This window comes from Aureimonas sp. AU40, from assembly GCF_001463785.1.
Classification (GTDB): Bacteria; Pseudomonadota; Alphaproteobacteria; order Rhizobiales; family Rhizobiaceae; genus Aureimonas.
This window is the reverse complement of record NZ_BBWL01000052.1, coordinates 262,930-278,527: the sequence shown is the minus strand read 5'-3', so window position 1 is coordinate 278,527 and position 15,598 is coordinate 262,930. Positions and strand designations below refer to the sequence as shown.

Below are 15,598 nucleotides of genomic sequence, written 5' to 3'. Positions count from 1 at the left end.
CGGGCTTTCGTGGGGCGGCCAAGATCAGGACCAGCGCGGCGCGGTGCCGGACCCGTCGATGAATTCGAACGGACCGGCGCGGTTCAGACTATGCATGCGACGGCCCGGCCAGCGCGGGCCGGGGGTGAGGATCGTCTCCACGGACTGCTCGAAGCCCTCCCCGTCGAGGCGGAGCACCTTGGCGAGCCCGAGCGCCGTACCATACCCGCGACGGCAATCCTGCACCGGGCGCCACAGCGTGCCATCCCGCCAGACCATGCGCCCGGCGGGCCTGGCCGAAGCAATGTCGACGAGAACGGGATTGGCGGGATGGGCCGTCCAGGGGCCGCGAAAATCCGGCGCCGACCAGAGATGAAGCGCGTCCGAGAAGGCGCCGCCCCCGTCGCGCACGGTCGCGAACAACCAGAAGACGCCGTCCTTCTCCGCCAAGGTCGCGTCGCTCGCCGAGAGGCCGGACACGAGCACGGCTTCGCGCACCCATCCCCCGGGAAAGGCGGTGGCGCGAAACAGCTCGATCGTCCCGCGCTGGTTGGTCTCGGGGATCATCCACATCTGCCCCTCGCGCTCGAAGACGAAGGGATAGGACAGGTGGCAATCCTGCTCCATGACCGGCACGGGCGCACCGAGCGGGCCGTCGGGGCCGAACGCCACGGCGGAGATCAGCCCCTTGCCGAGCGCGTGGACGTAATCCTCCACGAAGAGCGTGAGGCCGCCCGCCGTCTCGACCGGAAACGGATCGGCATAGAAGCGCTTTCCATCGTCCGGCAGATCGGTCCATCCGGTCTCGGGATGGGCCTTGAGATCGAACAGGTCGCCGCCCTCGATCCGCCGCCAGCCGACGCGCCAATGGGGCGTTCGATAGCAGAGCCGATAGATGCGCCGAAGCACCGCGCCCGCCGTCGTTCGTAAGGCGCGCTGCGCCAGGGGCCGCCCGGCACCCCGGATCGCGCGCGGCGCCTCGTCGGGCAGGCGCGGCAGCGCGCCCGGCCCGCCCTTTTCCACGTAGGCGACGATCAAGGTGACCGTGCGGGCCAGAACGTCCTCGAACGTGGCGAGCGCGACGCCGGGATATTCCGTGCCGAGGCGCCCTTGGGCAAGCGAACGCCCGTCCTCGATCAGCTCTGCCAGAATGGTCTCGTCCGCGAGGATGGCCGAAAGGAGCCCGGCCTCGCCGGCGGCGCCGTTGAAATCCAGCCGCCAAAGGCGCGTGCCCTCAGGCACCGCTTCGCCGCAAAGGTCGATGTCGAGATCGTGCGGGGTCGCCTCGGGGGCGGGGAACATCGGTCGCTCCGCCGGGCCGAGGCGGGCCGACAGGCGCGGCGCGGGCAGACCATGCACCACGGATTCCAGCCGGAACAGGGCTTCGATGCCATCCGGCGCGCGAGAGGGAGCATCGGAAAGGGCCAGCCGAACGGTGCAGGACGGCAAGGCTGCGAGACGCTCCAGCAGCAGGACATGCCACCGGCGGAGGTCGGTCTCGTTCACATGCACGACGATCCGCACGCGGCGTCACTCCTCTATGTCCGACAAGTGGTGGGTTTCCCGAACGGAGCCTCCGGTCCCGGCACCACGCGGCCCCACACCGAACGCTAGAGAAAACGGGTTAAAGGATCGCCTTTTGCTTCGTTCAGCTTGCAGATACTTCACCCCTTTTCCTGCGTGGGGCCCGTCACCGTCCGCTGCCGCCTGACGGATCGTAGGTGCGGCTGGCATAGGCGGCGGCCGGTCGCGCAGGCCCACGGGTTCCGGGTGGATGACGTGGAGGCGGCGCGGAGCGATCCGGCTCCGGCGCTTGCGCGCTCGAACCCGAACGGTAGAGGCAAAGCAGGATCACGGCGAACTTCGCCATCAGCGTCGTCTTCGAGGCGAGGCTTTCGGAGGCGTTGACGAGGATCAGCCATGCGATCATCGGCAGCCAGCTTCCCGCTCGGCCACGCGCCAATTCCATCATGAACAGCGTGAAGCCGATCAGCATGAGGAGCATGAACAGCGCGCCCTGGTAGAGCATCATGCGGATGATCGGGTTCTCGATGCCCCATTCCAGGCCCGAAATGCGCCTGACGCTTTCCAGAAGCTCGACATCGGGCCCGAGCAAAAGGTCGGGCAGCGAGAAATGGTCGAACAGGCCGAACATCTCGACGCGCGCATTCGCGCTGCCGCCGTCCGACACGAAGCGCCCGGCCAGTTCGTCGAAGAAGCCGCCGGTCGCCAGAACGGCCAGCGCGACGGGGGCGAGCGAGGCGGCGAACAGCAGCCCGGCGGCGGCCATCAGATGCACGCGACGGCGGATCGCGGCAAGGCTGCGCCAGGAGCCGTAGCAGAGGCCGAGCGCCACCACGATGACGATCGCCGTGCGCCCGCCGAAAGCCACCAGCGCTGCCAGCTGGAGCAGGATCAGCCCAAGGCGCAGCGGCGCCGAGAGCTGCCGCGATCCGCTCATGAGCGCCAGAACGTAGCAGGCCGTCAACGTCGCGTTGGCCAGCGGGTGGCCCTGGAGCGCGGAGGATCGAAGGTCCGTCGGGAAGGTCTCGCCATCGAAGCGATAGGGAAAAACCAGGATCTTGGTGGCGAACTCGAAGAGCGCCAGAAGCGCGTTCACCGTCATCACGCCGTGGACCAGCGCCTCGATCCGCCTTCGCAAGGGCTCGTCGGTTTCCGCCAGAAGTAGAACGAGCAGCCCCGCGCCCAGGAACGTATCGACGAGGCCGGCCATGTTCGGCCGCCCGCGCAGGACGACGGAGACGAGCGCGCCGATCGAGATCAGCACCATGAGAAGCGTCGCCGGCCTTCGCCCGCCCACGAAGGCGAGATAGCCGATCGGATTGCCGAAGGCGCAGGCGCGCCAGACAAGCAGCAGGATCGTGAGATAGGTCGCGGGATGCAGCTTGGTCAGCGCGCTGCCCATCAGCCCGTCGTAATTGTACCCAGCATACCAAAGAAGGCCGCCCGACAGGCTGAAAAGCGCCAGGACGGTGCAGAGAATCCCGACGCGCGACACGCGGTCGAGGCGCGGCACGCCGGCCGTCGCACCCGCCCGGGGGGCCGCGTGTCTGTCGCTGACGAGGGAGGAGCCGCGCAAGGCCCGGCGCTCAGCGGCCGGGGCCGACGAGCAGCGCGCCGGTCAAGCTCCGGCCCATCACGCCGGCGGCCGTCGCCTGCGCGCGGATCGCCTCGATCGGCGTCGCCCGCAGCCGGGCGACGAGCAGGATGTCCCCCGCGGTGGCGACGAGCGCCGCCGCGCGCAGATTGGCCGTGAGGTCGCCCGCATCCACCACGACGAGATCGAAACTGTCGGCCGCGTCGGCCCAGAGCCGTTCGGTGAAGCGCAGCGCGTCCCGTTCCTTCAGGACCGCGCGGTCGCCGCCCATGGCCATGTAGCGGATCGTGTCGCCGTAGCAGTCCTGAACGGCGTTCGACAGGCGGGTTTCGCCCGACAGGACGTCGATCAGCCCGGCCGGCGCCTGCGCGCGGCTGTGCAGGAGATCGGCGTCGATCATCAGGACGCGGTCCCCGCGCGAGGCAGCGGCGGCGGCGAGTTCCGTCGCGACATGCGCGCGCGCCACCGCGTCGCCCGCCGCCGAGCAGAGCAGCACGACGGCCAGGGGCGAGCGGCCATCGCGGCGCGCGCCGGACAGGCGGCGCAGCACGAGGCCGAGTAGGCCCGCAAGGTTTCGCGCCCCGCGCCCGGAGCTATCAGAGCGACGGCTCCGGGCGAGCGAGCCCGGCAGAACGGCGAGCACCGGCGCCCCCGCCGCGCCGCGCACCTGCCGCTCCGACAGGGCCGTGGGCGAGGCGTATTCCACCACCAGCGCAAGCGCGGCGCCAAGGCCGAGCCCGCCGAAGAACCCTGCGACCGCGAGAAGCGGCGTCGCCGGTCCCTTCCTGTCGACCGGGACGATCGCCCGGCTGATGACGCGCGAATTGGTGCTGTCGATATTGGCCTGCTCGCGCACCTCTTGGCTGCGCTTGAGATAGTTGGCGTAGATCTCGCGCACCGCCTCCCGGTCGCGCTCCAGCTCGCGCAGCCGCACCTGGACCTGATCGGTCACGCGCGTCTGGCTTTCCAGCGCCGTTTGGCGGGACTCCAGCTCCTTTTCGGCTGCCACCGCCCAGTCGTAGTCGGCCGAGGCGGAGGTGGCGATCCGGTCGAGCTCGGTCTTGATCTGCCGCTCGAGACCCACCTTCTGCGCGCGGGCCGACTGCAGCGCGGGGTGGCGCGCTCCGAACTGAATGGTCATGTCGGAGATCTTCTGGTCCAGCGCGGCTTCCCGGTCCCGCAGGCTGGAGATCACGGTGGAGCGAAGAACCTCGGCCGTGGAATCCAGCGCCTTGCCCGAAGCCCGCACGGCCTGGATCTGCTCCACCCGCGCCTTCTGATAGGCGGTGAGGTTGCGCGCGTTGGCGAGCTGCGTGTTGATGTTGGTCAGCGCCTGATCCGATACGAGCACGCCGCCGCTCATGAGGAGATTGTTTTCCGAGCGGTAGCGCTCCACCGCGTCCTCTGCCTCCTGCACGGCACGGCGCTGCTCGGCGAGGCGCGAGGTCAGGGCGTCGGCGGCCCGGCGCGAGGACTGGGCGCGGGCCTCGCTCTGGTCGGCGAGGTAGGAATCGGCGACGAGATTGGCGAGCCTCGCGGCCTCGGCCGGTTGCTCGGCCGTCACCGTCACGTCGATCACCAGGACCTTGTCCGCGCGCTTGACCGAAAGACTGCGGCGCAGCCGTTCCAGCACCCGCGCCGTCGCCTCGTCCGCGCTTGGCTCGGCCGCCGGTGCGCGGCCGAGAAGGCGGGATTTGAGGCGCGTCAGAAGGCCTGGCCGGTTGAAGGCGGGGTCCTCGGTCAGCTTGCCCGCCTCGATCGCCCGCAGCAGCACCGAGTTGGACTGCACCACTGCGACCTGGCTTTCCACCTGCGTGATGCCGCCATCGGGCGAGATTTCGCTGGGGTTGATGGCGTTGCTGACGATCTGTTGGTCGCGCGGGTCGATGATGATCTCGGCGGTCGCGCTGTAGAGCGGCGGCGCGGCGAGGCCGTAGACGAGGGCGAGCAGCGTCAGAAGCAGCGCCGTCCCGAGGATCAGGGCCCGGCGATGGACGAGGATTCCCTTCAACTCGCCGAGTTCCACGGTGGATTCGTCGTGGTCGGGCGGGCCTTCCCTATCGTTACCAGAAAGTTGAGCCCAGCCGCCCATGATCCACCCGCGCCGTTCACACAATCTGCACTGGTCACACTTACAGTCCGAATGGCTAAAATTCTGACACTCGTTGTCTTCCGACGTTAAATCTTGGCTTCCGGCTCGGGCAAGCGACGGTGGACAAGCGCCAGGCACGGGATCGCCGGGCGCGGGGGCAAAGGGCCATGAGGCTTTCCTGCATTCATCAAGGCTACGAGCTCTACGGGTCGGACCGGAGCTTCATCGAGAGCGTGCGCGCCATCCGCGCCGCCTTCCCCGAGGCGGAGATCGAAATCGTCATCCCGCGCGAAGGCCCCCTGGCCGAGGCGCTGCGGGCCGATGGCCTGCCGCCCACGATCGAGCCGCTCTGGGTCCTGCGTCGCCATTCCCTCGCCCGGCTTGTGGTCACGGCCGCCATCGACCTGCCGCTCGCGCTCTGGCGCGCCGTGCGGCGGATGCGGCGCGCGGATCTCGTCTATGTCAACACGGCAGTCGTGTTCGACCACACGCTGGTCGCCCGTCTGTTCAGGGCGAAGACGATCATCCATGTCCACGAGATTCCCGAAGGCGGTGCGCTGCGGGTCCTGCGCGCGCTTCTGCGCTGGACCCGCGCGGAGATCGTGTTCAACTCGCAGGCGACGAAGCGCACCTATCCCGGCCTCGCCGGCCAGCGCAGCCATGTGATCTACAACGGCGTGGCGCTCGAGGCCGAGCCGCAGCCGGTGAAGGCCGTGGCCGGCGGCCCGCTTCACATTCTCATGCTCGGCCGCATCAATCGCATCAAGGGCCAGGAGGTGCTGCTCGACGCGCTCGCCCTCCTGCCGCCCGCCTCGCGCGAGCGCTTGTCGGTGCGCATCGTCGGCAGCGCCTTCGAAACGCGCGAGCCGGAGATCGAGCTGGAACGGCGCATCGCGGCGGCCGGGCTTGGTCCCGTGGTTCGGCTTCTCCCCTTCCAGCCCGATCCGGCCGAGCATTTCCGCTGGGCCGATATCGTCGTCGTGCCCTCGCGCCTGCCGGAATCGCTCGGCCGCGTGGCGATCGAGGCGCAGGCCTATGGCCGACCCCCCATCGTCTCCGACATCGGGGGCCTCGGCGAAGTGGTGGAGGATGGGCGCACCGGCTGGCTCGTGCCGCCGGGAAATGCCGCCGCGCTCGCCGCGCGCATCGAGGCGATCCTTGCCGATCCCGCGCCGCTCGCCGGCTTCGCGGAGGCCGGGCGCGCGCGGTTCGAACGCCTCTTCTCGCAGTCGACGGCCGCCGACGCGCTGACGGGGGTGCTGCGCGCCAATCTCGCGCGTAGCAACAGGCCAGCCCCGCGCACGGGGCGGGAGCGGAGCGCATCATGAGGCGCGCTCTTCCTCTTCTTCGCCGGCTTCTGGTGATGGTCGGCGGCGAGGCGATGCAGAGCGCCTTCCATTTCGCGCTGAACATCCTCTTGATGCATCGCCTGTCGGCCGAGAACTACGGTCTTTTCGCGCTTGCCATGGTCATGGGCGGTGTGGCGATCAGCTATGTCCGCTCGCTCACCGCCGTTCCCGCCAGCATCTGGATCGGGCGGCAGAACGGGCGCCATCGCGCCCATGCCTATGATGTCAGCTTCGCGTCGGGCGCCTTCGTCCTGTCGCTCGGCATCAGCCTCCTGACCGTTCTCCTGATGGTCGCCTGGAAGGCCACGGAGATCCTGTCGGTCGGCGTCTTCGTGCTTTTCTGGTCGTTCCGCAGCCATCTGCGAACCAGCAACTTCGCCCTGGGGCGGCCGGGTCTGGTGGCGCTCAGCGATCTCGGCTTCACCCTTTCCAGCGTCGCGGCGATCGCCCTCGTGGTCTGGCGCGGGGGCGACCTGCTGCACGAGACCTTTCTGGCGATGGCGGCCACCAACGCGCTCGGCGTCGCCGTCATGCTCTTCGGCATGCGGCGGCCGATCCGTTTCACGCTGCGCGCCAGCATGCGCAGGCGCTGGCTCGGCCTATGGCGCTCCGTGCGCTGGTCGGCCGTGAGCGCGACGACCACGACCCTGCAGGGCCAGGCCATGGCGCTTCTGGTGGCGAGCTTCGCGGGCCCCGCCGCCTACGCCCCCATTGCGGCGGTGCTGGTCTTCTTCACGCCGCTGCGCATCGTGGCGACCGCCATCGCCAACATGGTGCAGCCCGAGATCGCGCGGCTCGTCGGCCGGGACGACGCGGCGATCCGGCGGCTGATGGGGCTGTGGACGCTCGGCCTCGGGCTCGTCGGCCTCTGCTATGGCGCGCTCGTCCTTGCAGCCCTCCCCTATCTGAAATCCGACGTGCTCGCCGGGACCAACGGCTGGCTCATCGGCCTGTTTTCCTGGGCGATCTTCTTCACCATGATGCTCTACGTCATGCCCCGCATCACGCTGGAAGCCTTCGGCGATTTTGGCACCGTCGCCACGACGACAGGTGTCGCCGCCCTGTTCGGTGTCGGCGCCATCGTGCTCCTCCTGCTTCTGGCGCCGCCGGACTGGGTTCTGGCTGGAGCGGCTGCCTCGGAAGTCCTGGTCGCGATCCTGTCCTGGGTCGCGATCGGCCGGCGGCTCGCGCCGCGCGAGGCCGGCTCGCTGAGTCCTCGCCTTTTCTCGGGGCGATCGAATGGATAAGCCCGTCTGCGAGCCTCGCGCCTCGCTCCGTCCCCGCGCGCGCCTGCATGAAAGCCTGGAGTCCGTGCGCGATCTCTGGCTCGCCTTCGAGACGCAGGGCGCCTGCAACGCGCACCAGCGCTATGGCTGGATGGCCCTGGTGGCGGAGCGCCTGCTGCCGCTAGAGCGCGCCGAGGTCCTGATCGTAGTAGTTGGCGACGAGGCGACGGGCGAACCGATCCTGCTTCTGCCGCTGGCGCGCCGCCGCAAGGCGGGGCTGGTCGAGATCGTTCCCTTGAGCGCCGGGGTCTGCGACTACACCGCGCCCATCCTCGCCCGGCCCGTGGTCTATACGCCGGAGGAGGCGTTTCGGATCTGGCAGGCGATCCGCTCGGTTCTGCCGCGCGCCGACCGGATTCGCCTGGATTCCATCCCGCATGAAATCCGCCCCGGACTGCCGAACCCCCTGGCTCTCCTCGATTCCGTGGAGCCGTCGGCGCTTTCGGTGTCCGGCGTCGCTCTTGCGAGGCCGGAGGAGACGCTTCTGGAGCGCACCTTCCGGCCGTCCTTCGTCAAGCAGATCCGCAAAACGGGCCGGCGGCTGGAGCGGATGGGCGAGGTCGCCTTCATGGAAGCCAAGACCATGGCCGAGGTGGAGGAGATGATGGAGGCGCTCCTACGCCTTCGTCTCGACAGGTTCCGCAAGCTCGGCCGGTTCGACATTCTGGCGAGCCAGCCCTATTCCGACTTCTATCTCGAAGCGGCGCGACAGGGGCTGGCGGGGGGTGCAGCGCGGGTTCTCGGCCTCAAGCTCGACGGCGATTGGCTGTCTCTTCTTCTCGTGCTGCACGATAGCACGGTCGCTCACGGCATCCTGATCGCCATCGACGAGGAACGCGCGAACAACACCGCGCCCGGCCTTTTCGCGATCACGCAGGCCGTCCTCCATGCCTGCCGCGAGGGCGTGACCTATTTCGACTTCTCCGTCGGTGCTCAAGGCTACAAGCAGAGCATGGGCACGGAAGGCCGTCCGCTTTATCGGCTGGAAGAGACCCACTCGCTGCGCGGCCGGGGGATGGCCCTGGCCGACCGAGGCTTGGAAGAGCTTCGAGCCCGGCTGAAGCGGCAGGATGCCCTCTATGCGCGCCTGCGCACGGCGCGCGGCAGGCTTCGCCGTTTGACCCACCGCCTGAAGCGCGGCGTTGGAAGCAGTGGCGACGAAGCATAGCTCCGAGGTGACGGGAGTGGCGCGACTCTCCCGCCCCTTTTGCGGGCAACCCGAAAACATCGCTGGGATCGCAATCGGTCGCGGGCGACCGGATCGCACGCCTGATTGACCCGCGCCGACATTCTTGGCAGGGATGGCCTCCCTTCGACAGACCATGAGCCCGTGCATGAGCGACGTGTCCTCGATCCATCCCCTATCCCGCGAACGACACAAGGGGATCGGCTGGCGGCGGTTCGGGGATTATCGCTTCGCCGCCGGCGTCAGCTTCGCGCCCTTGGCCGATGCGGAACTCGCCAAGGCCGTGCTCCATCTGCCGCTCGGCTTCGTGCATCAGGACGGGCGCTGGCAGTTCGTGGCGCTGCTCGGCCTTCTGCCGGGGCGCAATCTCTTCGTAGCGCCGGACGGGCGCTGGCTGGCGGGCTACGTTCCCGCCCATCTGCGCTCGTATCCGTTCCGCATCGGCCGGGCCGAGGGCAGCGCGGACGCCGTGTTCTGCGTGGACGAAAGCAGCGGACTACTGGTGCAGGGTGGGGGCGAGGCGCTGTTCGATCCATCGGGCGAGCTCAGCCAGGCCGCCGGCGGCGTCTGGTCCTTCATGCTGGAGGTCGCCAAGGGCGAGGCCCGCCTGTCGGCCGCCTGCGATCGGCTGGCGGAAGCCGGGCTCATCGAGGCCTGGCCCCTGTCGGTGCGGGACGGCGAGGCGACGAAACAGGTCGACGGTCTGTTCCGCATCAACGAGGCGCGGCTGAACGAGTTGGACGACGCGGCTTTCTCAGCCGTGCGCCGCACCGGCGCCCTCCCCGTCGCCTATGCGCAGATGTTCTCCATGGGCCATTTCGAGAAGCTAGGCGAACTTACCGAGGCCCATGCGCAGGTCGCCGCCTCGGCCGAAGCCGCCCATGCCGCGCGACGCGCGAGCGAAGCCCGCGAAGGCCCGAACTTCACCCTCGGCAACAATCTCGACATCGATTGGTCCAAGGTCACGCTCTGAACTCAGCCTACTGAAAGTCGAAGGCGGAGACGCCGCGCGCCATCTCGTCCAGCCCGAGCGGGCGGGTCAGCGGCGGCTCGGCCCGCGCGATGCAGGCGATGCGCTCGCAGGAGCGGCAGGCCGGGCCGATCGGAACGCCCGCCGTCTCGCCACCGGCGGCCGACGCTGGCAGGCGGTCGGCATAAACAATCTCGCTGCGCCGCTCGAACTCGCAGCCGACCAGGAGCGCTGTGCGCCTCGGCCGTTCGTCGAAGCCGGCGGCCAGTCCTTCCAGCGTCCGGGCGAGGGTGAGAAAGCGCGCGCCGTCGGGCATCTCGACGGCCTCGAACAGGATTTCTCCCGGCCGCGCGAAGGCGGCATAGGAGACGAGCTTGGGACAGGCCCCGCCGAAGCGCAGAAGCGGAAAGCCCGCGGCGCCCAGGCGGCGCAGCCGGTGGCCGGCATGGTCGATCTCCAGGAGAAAGAAGGGCACCCCCGCCTCGCCCGGCCGCGCCAGCGTCGTCAGGCGCTCGGCCGCCTGCCCGAAGGACACGCGAAAGCGCGCGGCGAGCACGGCAATGTCGTATCGCACGCTGGCCGCCGCGCGCGCGAAGGCGCTGTAGGGCATGGCGAGCGCATGGGCGGCGTAGCGGCCGATCTCGAACCGCGCCAGCCGCCGCGCCTCGTCGCTGGATAGGGCAAGATCGGCGATCTCCGCTGTGATGGCCTTGTCCATGCGCAGCAGCGCCGCCTCCAGCGCCACTTCGTGCAACTGGTCGAAGGGCGACAGGCGCTCCGACAGGAAGAGCCGCTGCGAATGGCGGTCGTAGCGCCGGCGCCAGACCGGCATGGCGGAGGCTGGCAGAACGCGCACCGCGATCCCATGCTCGGCGCGCAGCCAGGTCTTCAGCGCGGCGAGAAGATCCTCCGATGGCCCCAGCGCGCGCGCGAATTCCTCCGCCTCGGCTTCGATCGCCGCGAAGTGATGGGGCCGGCGCTCCAGTGTCTCGCGCATTTCGTCGGCCGGCAGACGCGCGCCGGCCAGAAGCGAGGCCCGCCCTTCGCGCGCCAGCAGTTCGCCGAGATCGGACAGGCGCTCGGCCTGCTCGCGATAGGCCTGATGCAGCTTGAGAATGGCCCGCGCGGCATTGGGCGCGGACGCCGCTAGATCGGCGATTTCGCCCTCGCCCGCCAGCTCGCCCGAGATCAGCGGATCGGCGAAGGCCTGGCGCAGCGCCGGCAGGAGGCCGCCCTCCTCCCCGAACTCCTCGGCCTCGATCCGGTAGACCGAAGAGAGTTTCAGGAGAAGCTGCACGGTGAGCGGGCGCTGGTTGCGCTCGATCAGGTTGAGATAGGAAGGGGAAATGCCGAGCTCGCTCGCCATGGCCGTCTGGCTCAAGGCCTTGGACAGGCGAAGGCGGCGGATGCGTGGCCCCGCGAAGATCTTCTGCTCGGCCATCCGTCACAATCCTTGACCAATCCACCGAGAGAAAGTTGGTCAAGATTTTGACAGTTTGACAAGGCAGGCTGGTCACAGCTGGTACAGGTTTGCCCGATTATTCCCTGCTAAAGGTCGGTTTCGTTCGACCCGCAGCGCGATTTTGACAAAACTCAACCCATCGGCGCCTGACGAAGGTCAGTTGCCAGAAGCGATCGGGAGAGTGTCATGACCGACTTTCGCAAGCTTGTTCCCAGTGCCCCGCGCGGGCGCTTCGACGGCATCCATCGACCCTACGGGCCCGAGGATGTGGAGCGGCTGCGCGGCTCGATCGAGATCCGCTACAGCCTGGCCGAGCGCGGCGCCACGCGCCTCTGGGAGCTTCTGCACCGCGACGATTTCGTCAACGCGCTGGGCGCCGTCACCGGCAACCAGGCCATGCAGATGGTCCGCGCCGGGCTGAAGGCGATCTACCTCTCGGGCTGGCAGGTCGCGGCCGACGCCAACACGGCGTCCGCCATGTATCCCGACCAGTCGCTTTACCCAGCCAACGCCGCGCCCGAGCTCTGCAGGCGCATCAACCGGACGCTGCAGCGTGCCGACCAGATCGAACATGCCGAGGGCGAGGGCCTGTCGGTCGAGAGCTGGTTCGCGCCGATCGTGGCCGATGCCGAGGCGGGGTTCGGCGGCCCGCTCAACGCCTTCGAGATCATGAAGGCCTTTATCGAGGCGGGTGCGTCGGGGGTTCACTTCGAGGATCAGCTGGCGTCGGAGAAGAAATGCGGCCATCTCGGCGGCAAGGTTTTGATCCCCACCATGGCCCATATCCGCAACCTCACCGCCGCGCGTCTGGCCGCCGACGTCATGGGCGTGCCGACGCTGGTGATCGCCCGCACCGACGCCGAAGCCGCCAAGCTGCTGACCTCCGATATCGACGAGCGCGACCGGCCCTTCGTGGACTATGACAAGGGCCGCACGGCGGAAGGGTTCTTCCAAGTGAAGAACGGGCTGGAGCCCTGCATCGCGCGCGCCGTCGCCTATGCGCCGCACACCGATCTCATCTGGTGCGAGACCTCGAAGCCCGACCTCGATCAGGCCCGGCGCTTCGCCGAAGGGGTGCACAAGGTCCATCCCGGCAAGCTGCTCGCCTACAATTGCTCGCCCTCGTTCAACTGGCGGCGGCATCTTGACGAAGCGACGATCGCCAAGTTTCAGCGCGAGCTGGGCGCGATGGGTTACAAGTTCCAGTTCATCACGCTCGCCGGTTTCCATCAGCTGAACCATGGCATGTTCCAGTTGGCGCGCGGCTACCGCGATCGGCAGATGGCCGCCTATAGCGAGCTGCAGGAGGCCGAGTTCGCCGCCGAGGCCGATGGCTACACCGCGACGCGCCACCAGCGCGAGGTCGGCACCGGCTATTTCGACGCCGTGGCGCTGGCGATCGGCGGCGGCGCCTCCTCCACCACGGCCATGGGCGAATCCACCGAGCACGGCCAGTTCCAGCGCCAGGCCGCCGAGTAATCCAGCTTTCTCGATTTCAAGAACGGAGCGACATCATGTTCATCCTGCAAGGCACCGACGATCGCACCCCTGCCATCTCAGTCGAGACCAGCCGCCCGCGCACCCGCGTCCGCGAGCGGGCCGAGGAACAGGCCACCGCACTGACCGAGGCGCAGCAAGCCTCGATCCGCACGCTCGCCAACGAGTTGCATCGCCTCAACCACGCCGTCATGGAGGCGGTCGAGGCCGGCGTCAGCGTCGAGTTCGTCCGCGCCTCGCGCCATCATGGCGGCGACGGAACGTTCGGCGACCTGATGACCCCGCGCATCACCAGCGCCGGTTGACCCTCGCCTGACCAAATTATCGCAAGGGCCGCGCCTCGATGGAGCGCGGCCCCTGCCTCGTTGCCCCAGCGGGCCGCCGGGAGAGCTTGGCGAGCGCGCTGCGCAGGCTCGGCCCACACGCCGGGGGTGAAGGTTGAGCCCGCCGCTCTAGTTCTGGCCCGTCGGCCGCCATGTGTCGGCGCGTAAGGGGCGCGTTTCCGCATCGGGCGCGGCTCGTCAGTTCGGGAGGAATGATGCTGAAAACCGAAGAACGGAGTGTCGGCTCCGCCGCCGACCTGTTCCCAACCCGCATCCACGGTCGGCCCGAAATCCGCGAACTGCCGCCCGCGCCCGCCGACACGAGGCGGTTGATCGGCCCCGGCATCGTCGCCGCCGGCGTCGGGCTCTCGTCGGGCGAGTTCATTCTCTATCCCTATATCGCAAGCCAGGTCGGCATGGCCTTCGTCTGGGCCGCGTTGCTCGGCGTCATGACGCAGTTCTTCCTGAACATGGAGATCGAGCGCTACACGTTGGCGACCGGCGAAACCGTGCTCACCGGCTTCAGCCGGTTCTGGCGCCACTGGGGTCTCGTCTTCGCCGTTCTCGCCTATTTCGCCAATCTCTGGCCGGGCTGGGCGACGAGCTCGGCGACGCTCCTGTCCTATATCGTCGGCGGCGAGCCGCGCTGGATCGCCATCGCGCTTCTGGTCGTGATCGGGCTGATCCTGACGCTCGCGCCCGTGGTCTACGTGATGCTGGAACGGCTGCAGATGGTGAAGATCGCCGCGGTCGGCGTCCTCATCCTCATCGCCGGCTTCTTCGTCATCACCGCCGAGGACTGGGCCGCGCTGCCGCAGATCGTGACCACCGCGACGATCCCGTCGAAGGAACTCGGCTTCGCGCTGCTTCTGGGCGCGCTTGCGTTTGCGGGCGCGGGCGGCGGCCAGAATCTCTGCCAGTCCAACTGGATTCGCGACAAGGGCTTCGGCATGGGCTCCTACGTGCCGCGCATCACAAGCCCCGTCACCGGGCAGCCGGAGGCGGCGCCCTCCACCGGCTTCGTCTTCGAGCCGACACCTGAGAACATGGCGCGGTGGAACCGCTGGTGGCGCTTCGCCAATTGGGAGCAGATGCTGACCTTCGTGCTGATCACCTTCATCACGATCACCTTCACCTCGCTGCTCGCCTATTCCACGGTCTACGGTGAACAGGGCCTCGCCAATTCGGTGGCCTTCGTTCAGCGCGAAGGGCAGGTTCTGGCCGAGCGCGTCGGCGGCTGGTTCGGCGCCCTGTTCTGGTTCATCGGCGCCTTCTCGCTGTTCGGCGCGGCGACCGGCATCGTCGACTACACCAGCCGTCTGGCGGCCGACGTCCTGCGCACCTCCTACCTCAAGAACGCCAATGAGAGCCGGCTTTATTTCTGGCTGGTCTGGGGCCTCGTTCTGGTCGGCATCGTGGTGCTTCTGGGCGGCCTCACGCAGCCGTTGGTGCTCCTCGTCATCTCGGCCTGCGTCGGCGGACTGATGATGTTCCTCTACGCCTTCCTCCTGATCGTCCTGAACCGCAAGGTGCTGGTGCCCGAGATCCGGCCCGGCGCCTTCCGCGTCTCAATGCTCGTCTGGGCCTTCCTCCTGTTCGGCGGCCTGTCGATCCTGACGATCCTTCAGCAACTGCCCAAGCTCTGGGGCGCGAGCTGACGAGACCTGCCGGCCCGCCTCCGTGGCGGGCCGGCCCCCTCGCCGGGCGCTGTCAGGCGCGCTCGATCCGGCCGGAGAAGCAGCCCTGCTTGGCGTTGTGGACATGGATGGTAGCGATGGACGGATTGGCGAAGAGACGCGAGATGACGGTCTCGATTCCCGCGCCCTCCACCACATCGGCCTCCAGCAGGAGGCCCCCCTCGTCGAAGCCGCGAAGCGACAGGAGCCGCCGGCGCATCACCTCCGGCACCGCGCCGATCGCGTCGTAACGCTCGCTCGCGCCTTCCCAGATGAAGATCGCGTGGCTCGCGCGATAGGGCGTCGGCTCGGGCATCGAGACATGGTTCACCAGAAGGACTGTTTCCCCCACGGGAACCTCGCGAAGCGTGATCCGGTCGGGATAGCCGGGATGATCGTCCACGACCATCCGAAGGACGTTTTGAGTCTTCAGTTCCGTCTCGCTCAGCCCGAAGAGAGGGCGAAACGGTTCGGGCGAAAGTCCGGTGATGCGAAAGCTCATGTCGGCGATTCCCTTCTGTCTTCGACGCCGATCTGGCCGAGTTCGAGGTCCTCCGGCCACCCGTTTTCCTGCAAAGGGCCGGTCGATGTCCGGTGTGCGGCTTGACCGTCTTGCGTTCTGCGGAGTTGCGCGTCGCGTGACCCGGGGCACACGCTCGA

At 68.4% G+C, this 15,598-nt stretch carries 12 protein-coding genes; 7 read left to right on the top strand and 5 right to left on the bottom strand.

Translation table 11 applies throughout. The features are described 5' to 3' along the window. Nucleotides 1-24 precede the first annotated feature (24 nt). From AUL32_RS20790 to AUL32_RS20780, 3 genes are all read right to left on the bottom strand, one after another. A complete protein-coding gene (locus tag AUL32_RS20790; protein ID WP_062119366.1) occupies nt 25-1,503 on the bottom strand; it encodes a glucosamine inositolphosphorylceramide transferase family protein in 1,479 nt (492 codons plus the stop codon). A gap of 166 nt (nt 1,504-1,669) precedes the next feature. Next, nucleotides 1,670-3,016, bottom strand: a complete 1,347-nt coding sequence (locus AUL32_RS20785; RefSeq protein WP_192847495.1) for a VpsF family polysaccharide biosynthesis protein — start codon at nt 3,014-3,016, stop codon at nt 1,670-1,672. Between the two features lie 73 nt (nt 3,017-3,089). Further along, entirely contained in the window at nt 3,090-5,189 is a 2,100-nt protein-coding gene (locus tag AUL32_RS20780) for a GumC family protein (protein WP_062119363.1), read from the bottom strand. 167 nt (nt 5,190-5,356) lie between these two features. Between AUL32_RS20780 and AUL32_RS20775 the strand changes: the two genes are divergently transcribed. The 4 genes from AUL32_RS20775 (at nt 5,357) to AUL32_RS20760 (ending at nt 9,983) form a co-directional block, all read left to right on the top strand. After that, a complete protein-coding gene (locus AUL32_RS20775; protein WP_062119359.1) occupies nt 5,357-6,517 on the top strand; it encodes a glycosyltransferase family 4 protein in 1,161 nt (386 codons plus the stop codon). Further along, on the top strand, nt 6,514-7,785 hold the full coding sequence (locus tag AUL32_RS20770; protein ID WP_062119356.1) for a hypothetical protein: 1,272 nt from the start codon (nt 6,514-6,516) through the stop codon (nt 7,783-7,785). Before AUL32_RS20775 ends, AUL32_RS20770 begins: the two co-directional genes overlap by 4 nt. Continuing rightward, on the top strand, nt 7,778-8,992 hold the full coding sequence (locus tag AUL32_RS20765) for a GNAT family N-acetyltransferase (RefSeq protein ID WP_062119353.1): 1,215 nt from the start codon (nt 7,778-7,780) through the stop codon (nt 8,990-8,992). The genes AUL32_RS20770 and AUL32_RS20765 overlap by 8 nt, the downstream gene beginning before the upstream one ends. 166 nt (nt 8,993-9,158) lie before the next feature. Next, nucleotides 9,159-9,983, top strand: coding sequence for a SapC family protein (locus AUL32_RS20760; RefSeq protein WP_062119350.1), 825 nt, complete (start codon nt 9,159-9,161; stop codon nt 9,981-9,983). A 7-nt stretch (nt 9,984-9,990) separates the two neighbouring features. Here the strand turns inward: AUL32_RS20760 and AUL32_RS20755 are convergent, their stop codons facing one another. Then, a complete protein-coding gene (locus AUL32_RS20755) occupies nt 9,991-11,421 on the bottom strand; it encodes a helix-turn-helix domain-containing protein (protein ID WP_062119347.1) in 1,431 nt (476 codons plus the stop codon). 207 nt (nt 11,422-11,628) lie between these two features. Here AUL32_RS20755 and aceA point away from each other — a divergent pair, with 207 nt between their 5' ends. The 3 genes from aceA (at nt 11,629) to AUL32_RS20740 (ending at nt 14,920) form a co-directional block, all read left to right on the top strand. Continuing rightward, nucleotides 11,629-12,921 carry an isocitrate lyase gene (gene aceA / locus AUL32_RS20750; protein ID WP_062119344.1) on the top strand — a complete coding sequence of 431 codons (1,293 nt, stop codon included), beginning with the start codon at nt 11,629-11,631 and terminating at the stop codon, nt 12,919-12,921. A gap of 35 nt (nt 12,922-12,956) precedes the next feature. After that, nucleotides 12,957-13,244 (top strand): SMc00767 family acetate metabolism repressor, encoded by a 288-nt coding sequence (locus AUL32_RS20745; RefSeq protein WP_156421560.1) that lies wholly within the window; start codon nt 12,957-12,959, stop codon nt 13,242-13,244. Nucleotides 13,245-13,477: 233 nt separating this feature from the next. After that, the gene (locus AUL32_RS20740; protein ID WP_061978313.1) at nt 13,478-14,920 is read left to right on the top strand and encodes an Nramp family divalent metal transporter; all 1,443 of its coding nucleotides are present in this window, start codon (nt 13,478-13,480) and stop codon (nt 14,918-14,920) included. Nucleotides 14,921-14,972: 52 nt separating this feature from the next. On the opposite strand, the gene AUL32_RS20735 is transcribed toward AUL32_RS20740, so the two are convergent. Next, entirely contained in the window at nt 14,973-15,440 is a 468-nt protein-coding gene (locus AUL32_RS20735; protein WP_062119341.1) for a DUF1203 domain-containing protein, read from the bottom strand. Nucleotides 15,441-15,598: the final 158 nt, after the last annotated feature.

Excerpts from the sequence above, each read along its gene's own strand:
- AUL32_RS20780 (WP_062119363.1), bottom strand. The coding sequence starts at position 5,189 with ATGGGCGGCTGGGCTCAACTTTCTGGTAACGATAGGGAAGGCCCGCCC.
- AUL32_RS20775 (WP_062119359.1), top strand. The coding sequence starts at position 5,357 with ATGAGGCTTTCCTGCATTCATCAAGGCTACGAGCTCTACGGGTCGGAC.
- AUL32_RS20770 (WP_062119356.1), top strand. The coding sequence starts at position 6,514 with ATGAGGCGCGCTCTTCCTCTTCTTCGCCGGCTTCTGGTGATGGTCGGC.
- AUL32_RS20765 (WP_062119353.1), top strand. The coding sequence starts at position 7,778 with ATGGATAAGCCCGTCTGCGAGCCTCGCGCCTCGCTCCGTCCCCGCGCG.
- AUL32_RS20760 (WP_062119350.1), top strand. The coding sequence starts at position 9,159 with ATGAGCGACGTGTCCTCGATCCATCCCCTATCCCGCGAACGACACAAG.
- AUL32_RS20755 (WP_062119347.1), bottom strand. The coding sequence starts at position 11,421 with ATGGCCGAGCAGAAGATCTTCGCGGGGCCACGCATCCGCCGCCTTCGC.
- aceA (WP_062119344.1), top strand. The coding sequence starts at position 11,629 with ATGACCGACTTTCGCAAGCTTGTTCCCAGTGCCCCGCGCGGGCGCTTC.
- AUL32_RS20745 (WP_156421560.1), top strand. The coding sequence starts at position 12,957 with ATGTTCATCCTGCAAGGCACCGACGATCGCACCCCTGCCATCTCAGTC.
- AUL32_RS20740 (WP_061978313.1), top strand. The coding sequence starts at position 13,478 with ATGCTGAAAACCGAAGAACGGAGTGTCGGCTCCGCCGCCGACCTGTTC.
- AUL32_RS20735 (WP_062119341.1), bottom strand. The coding sequence starts at position 15,440 with ATGAGCTTTCGCATCACCGGACTTTCGCCCGAACCGTTTCGCCCTCTC.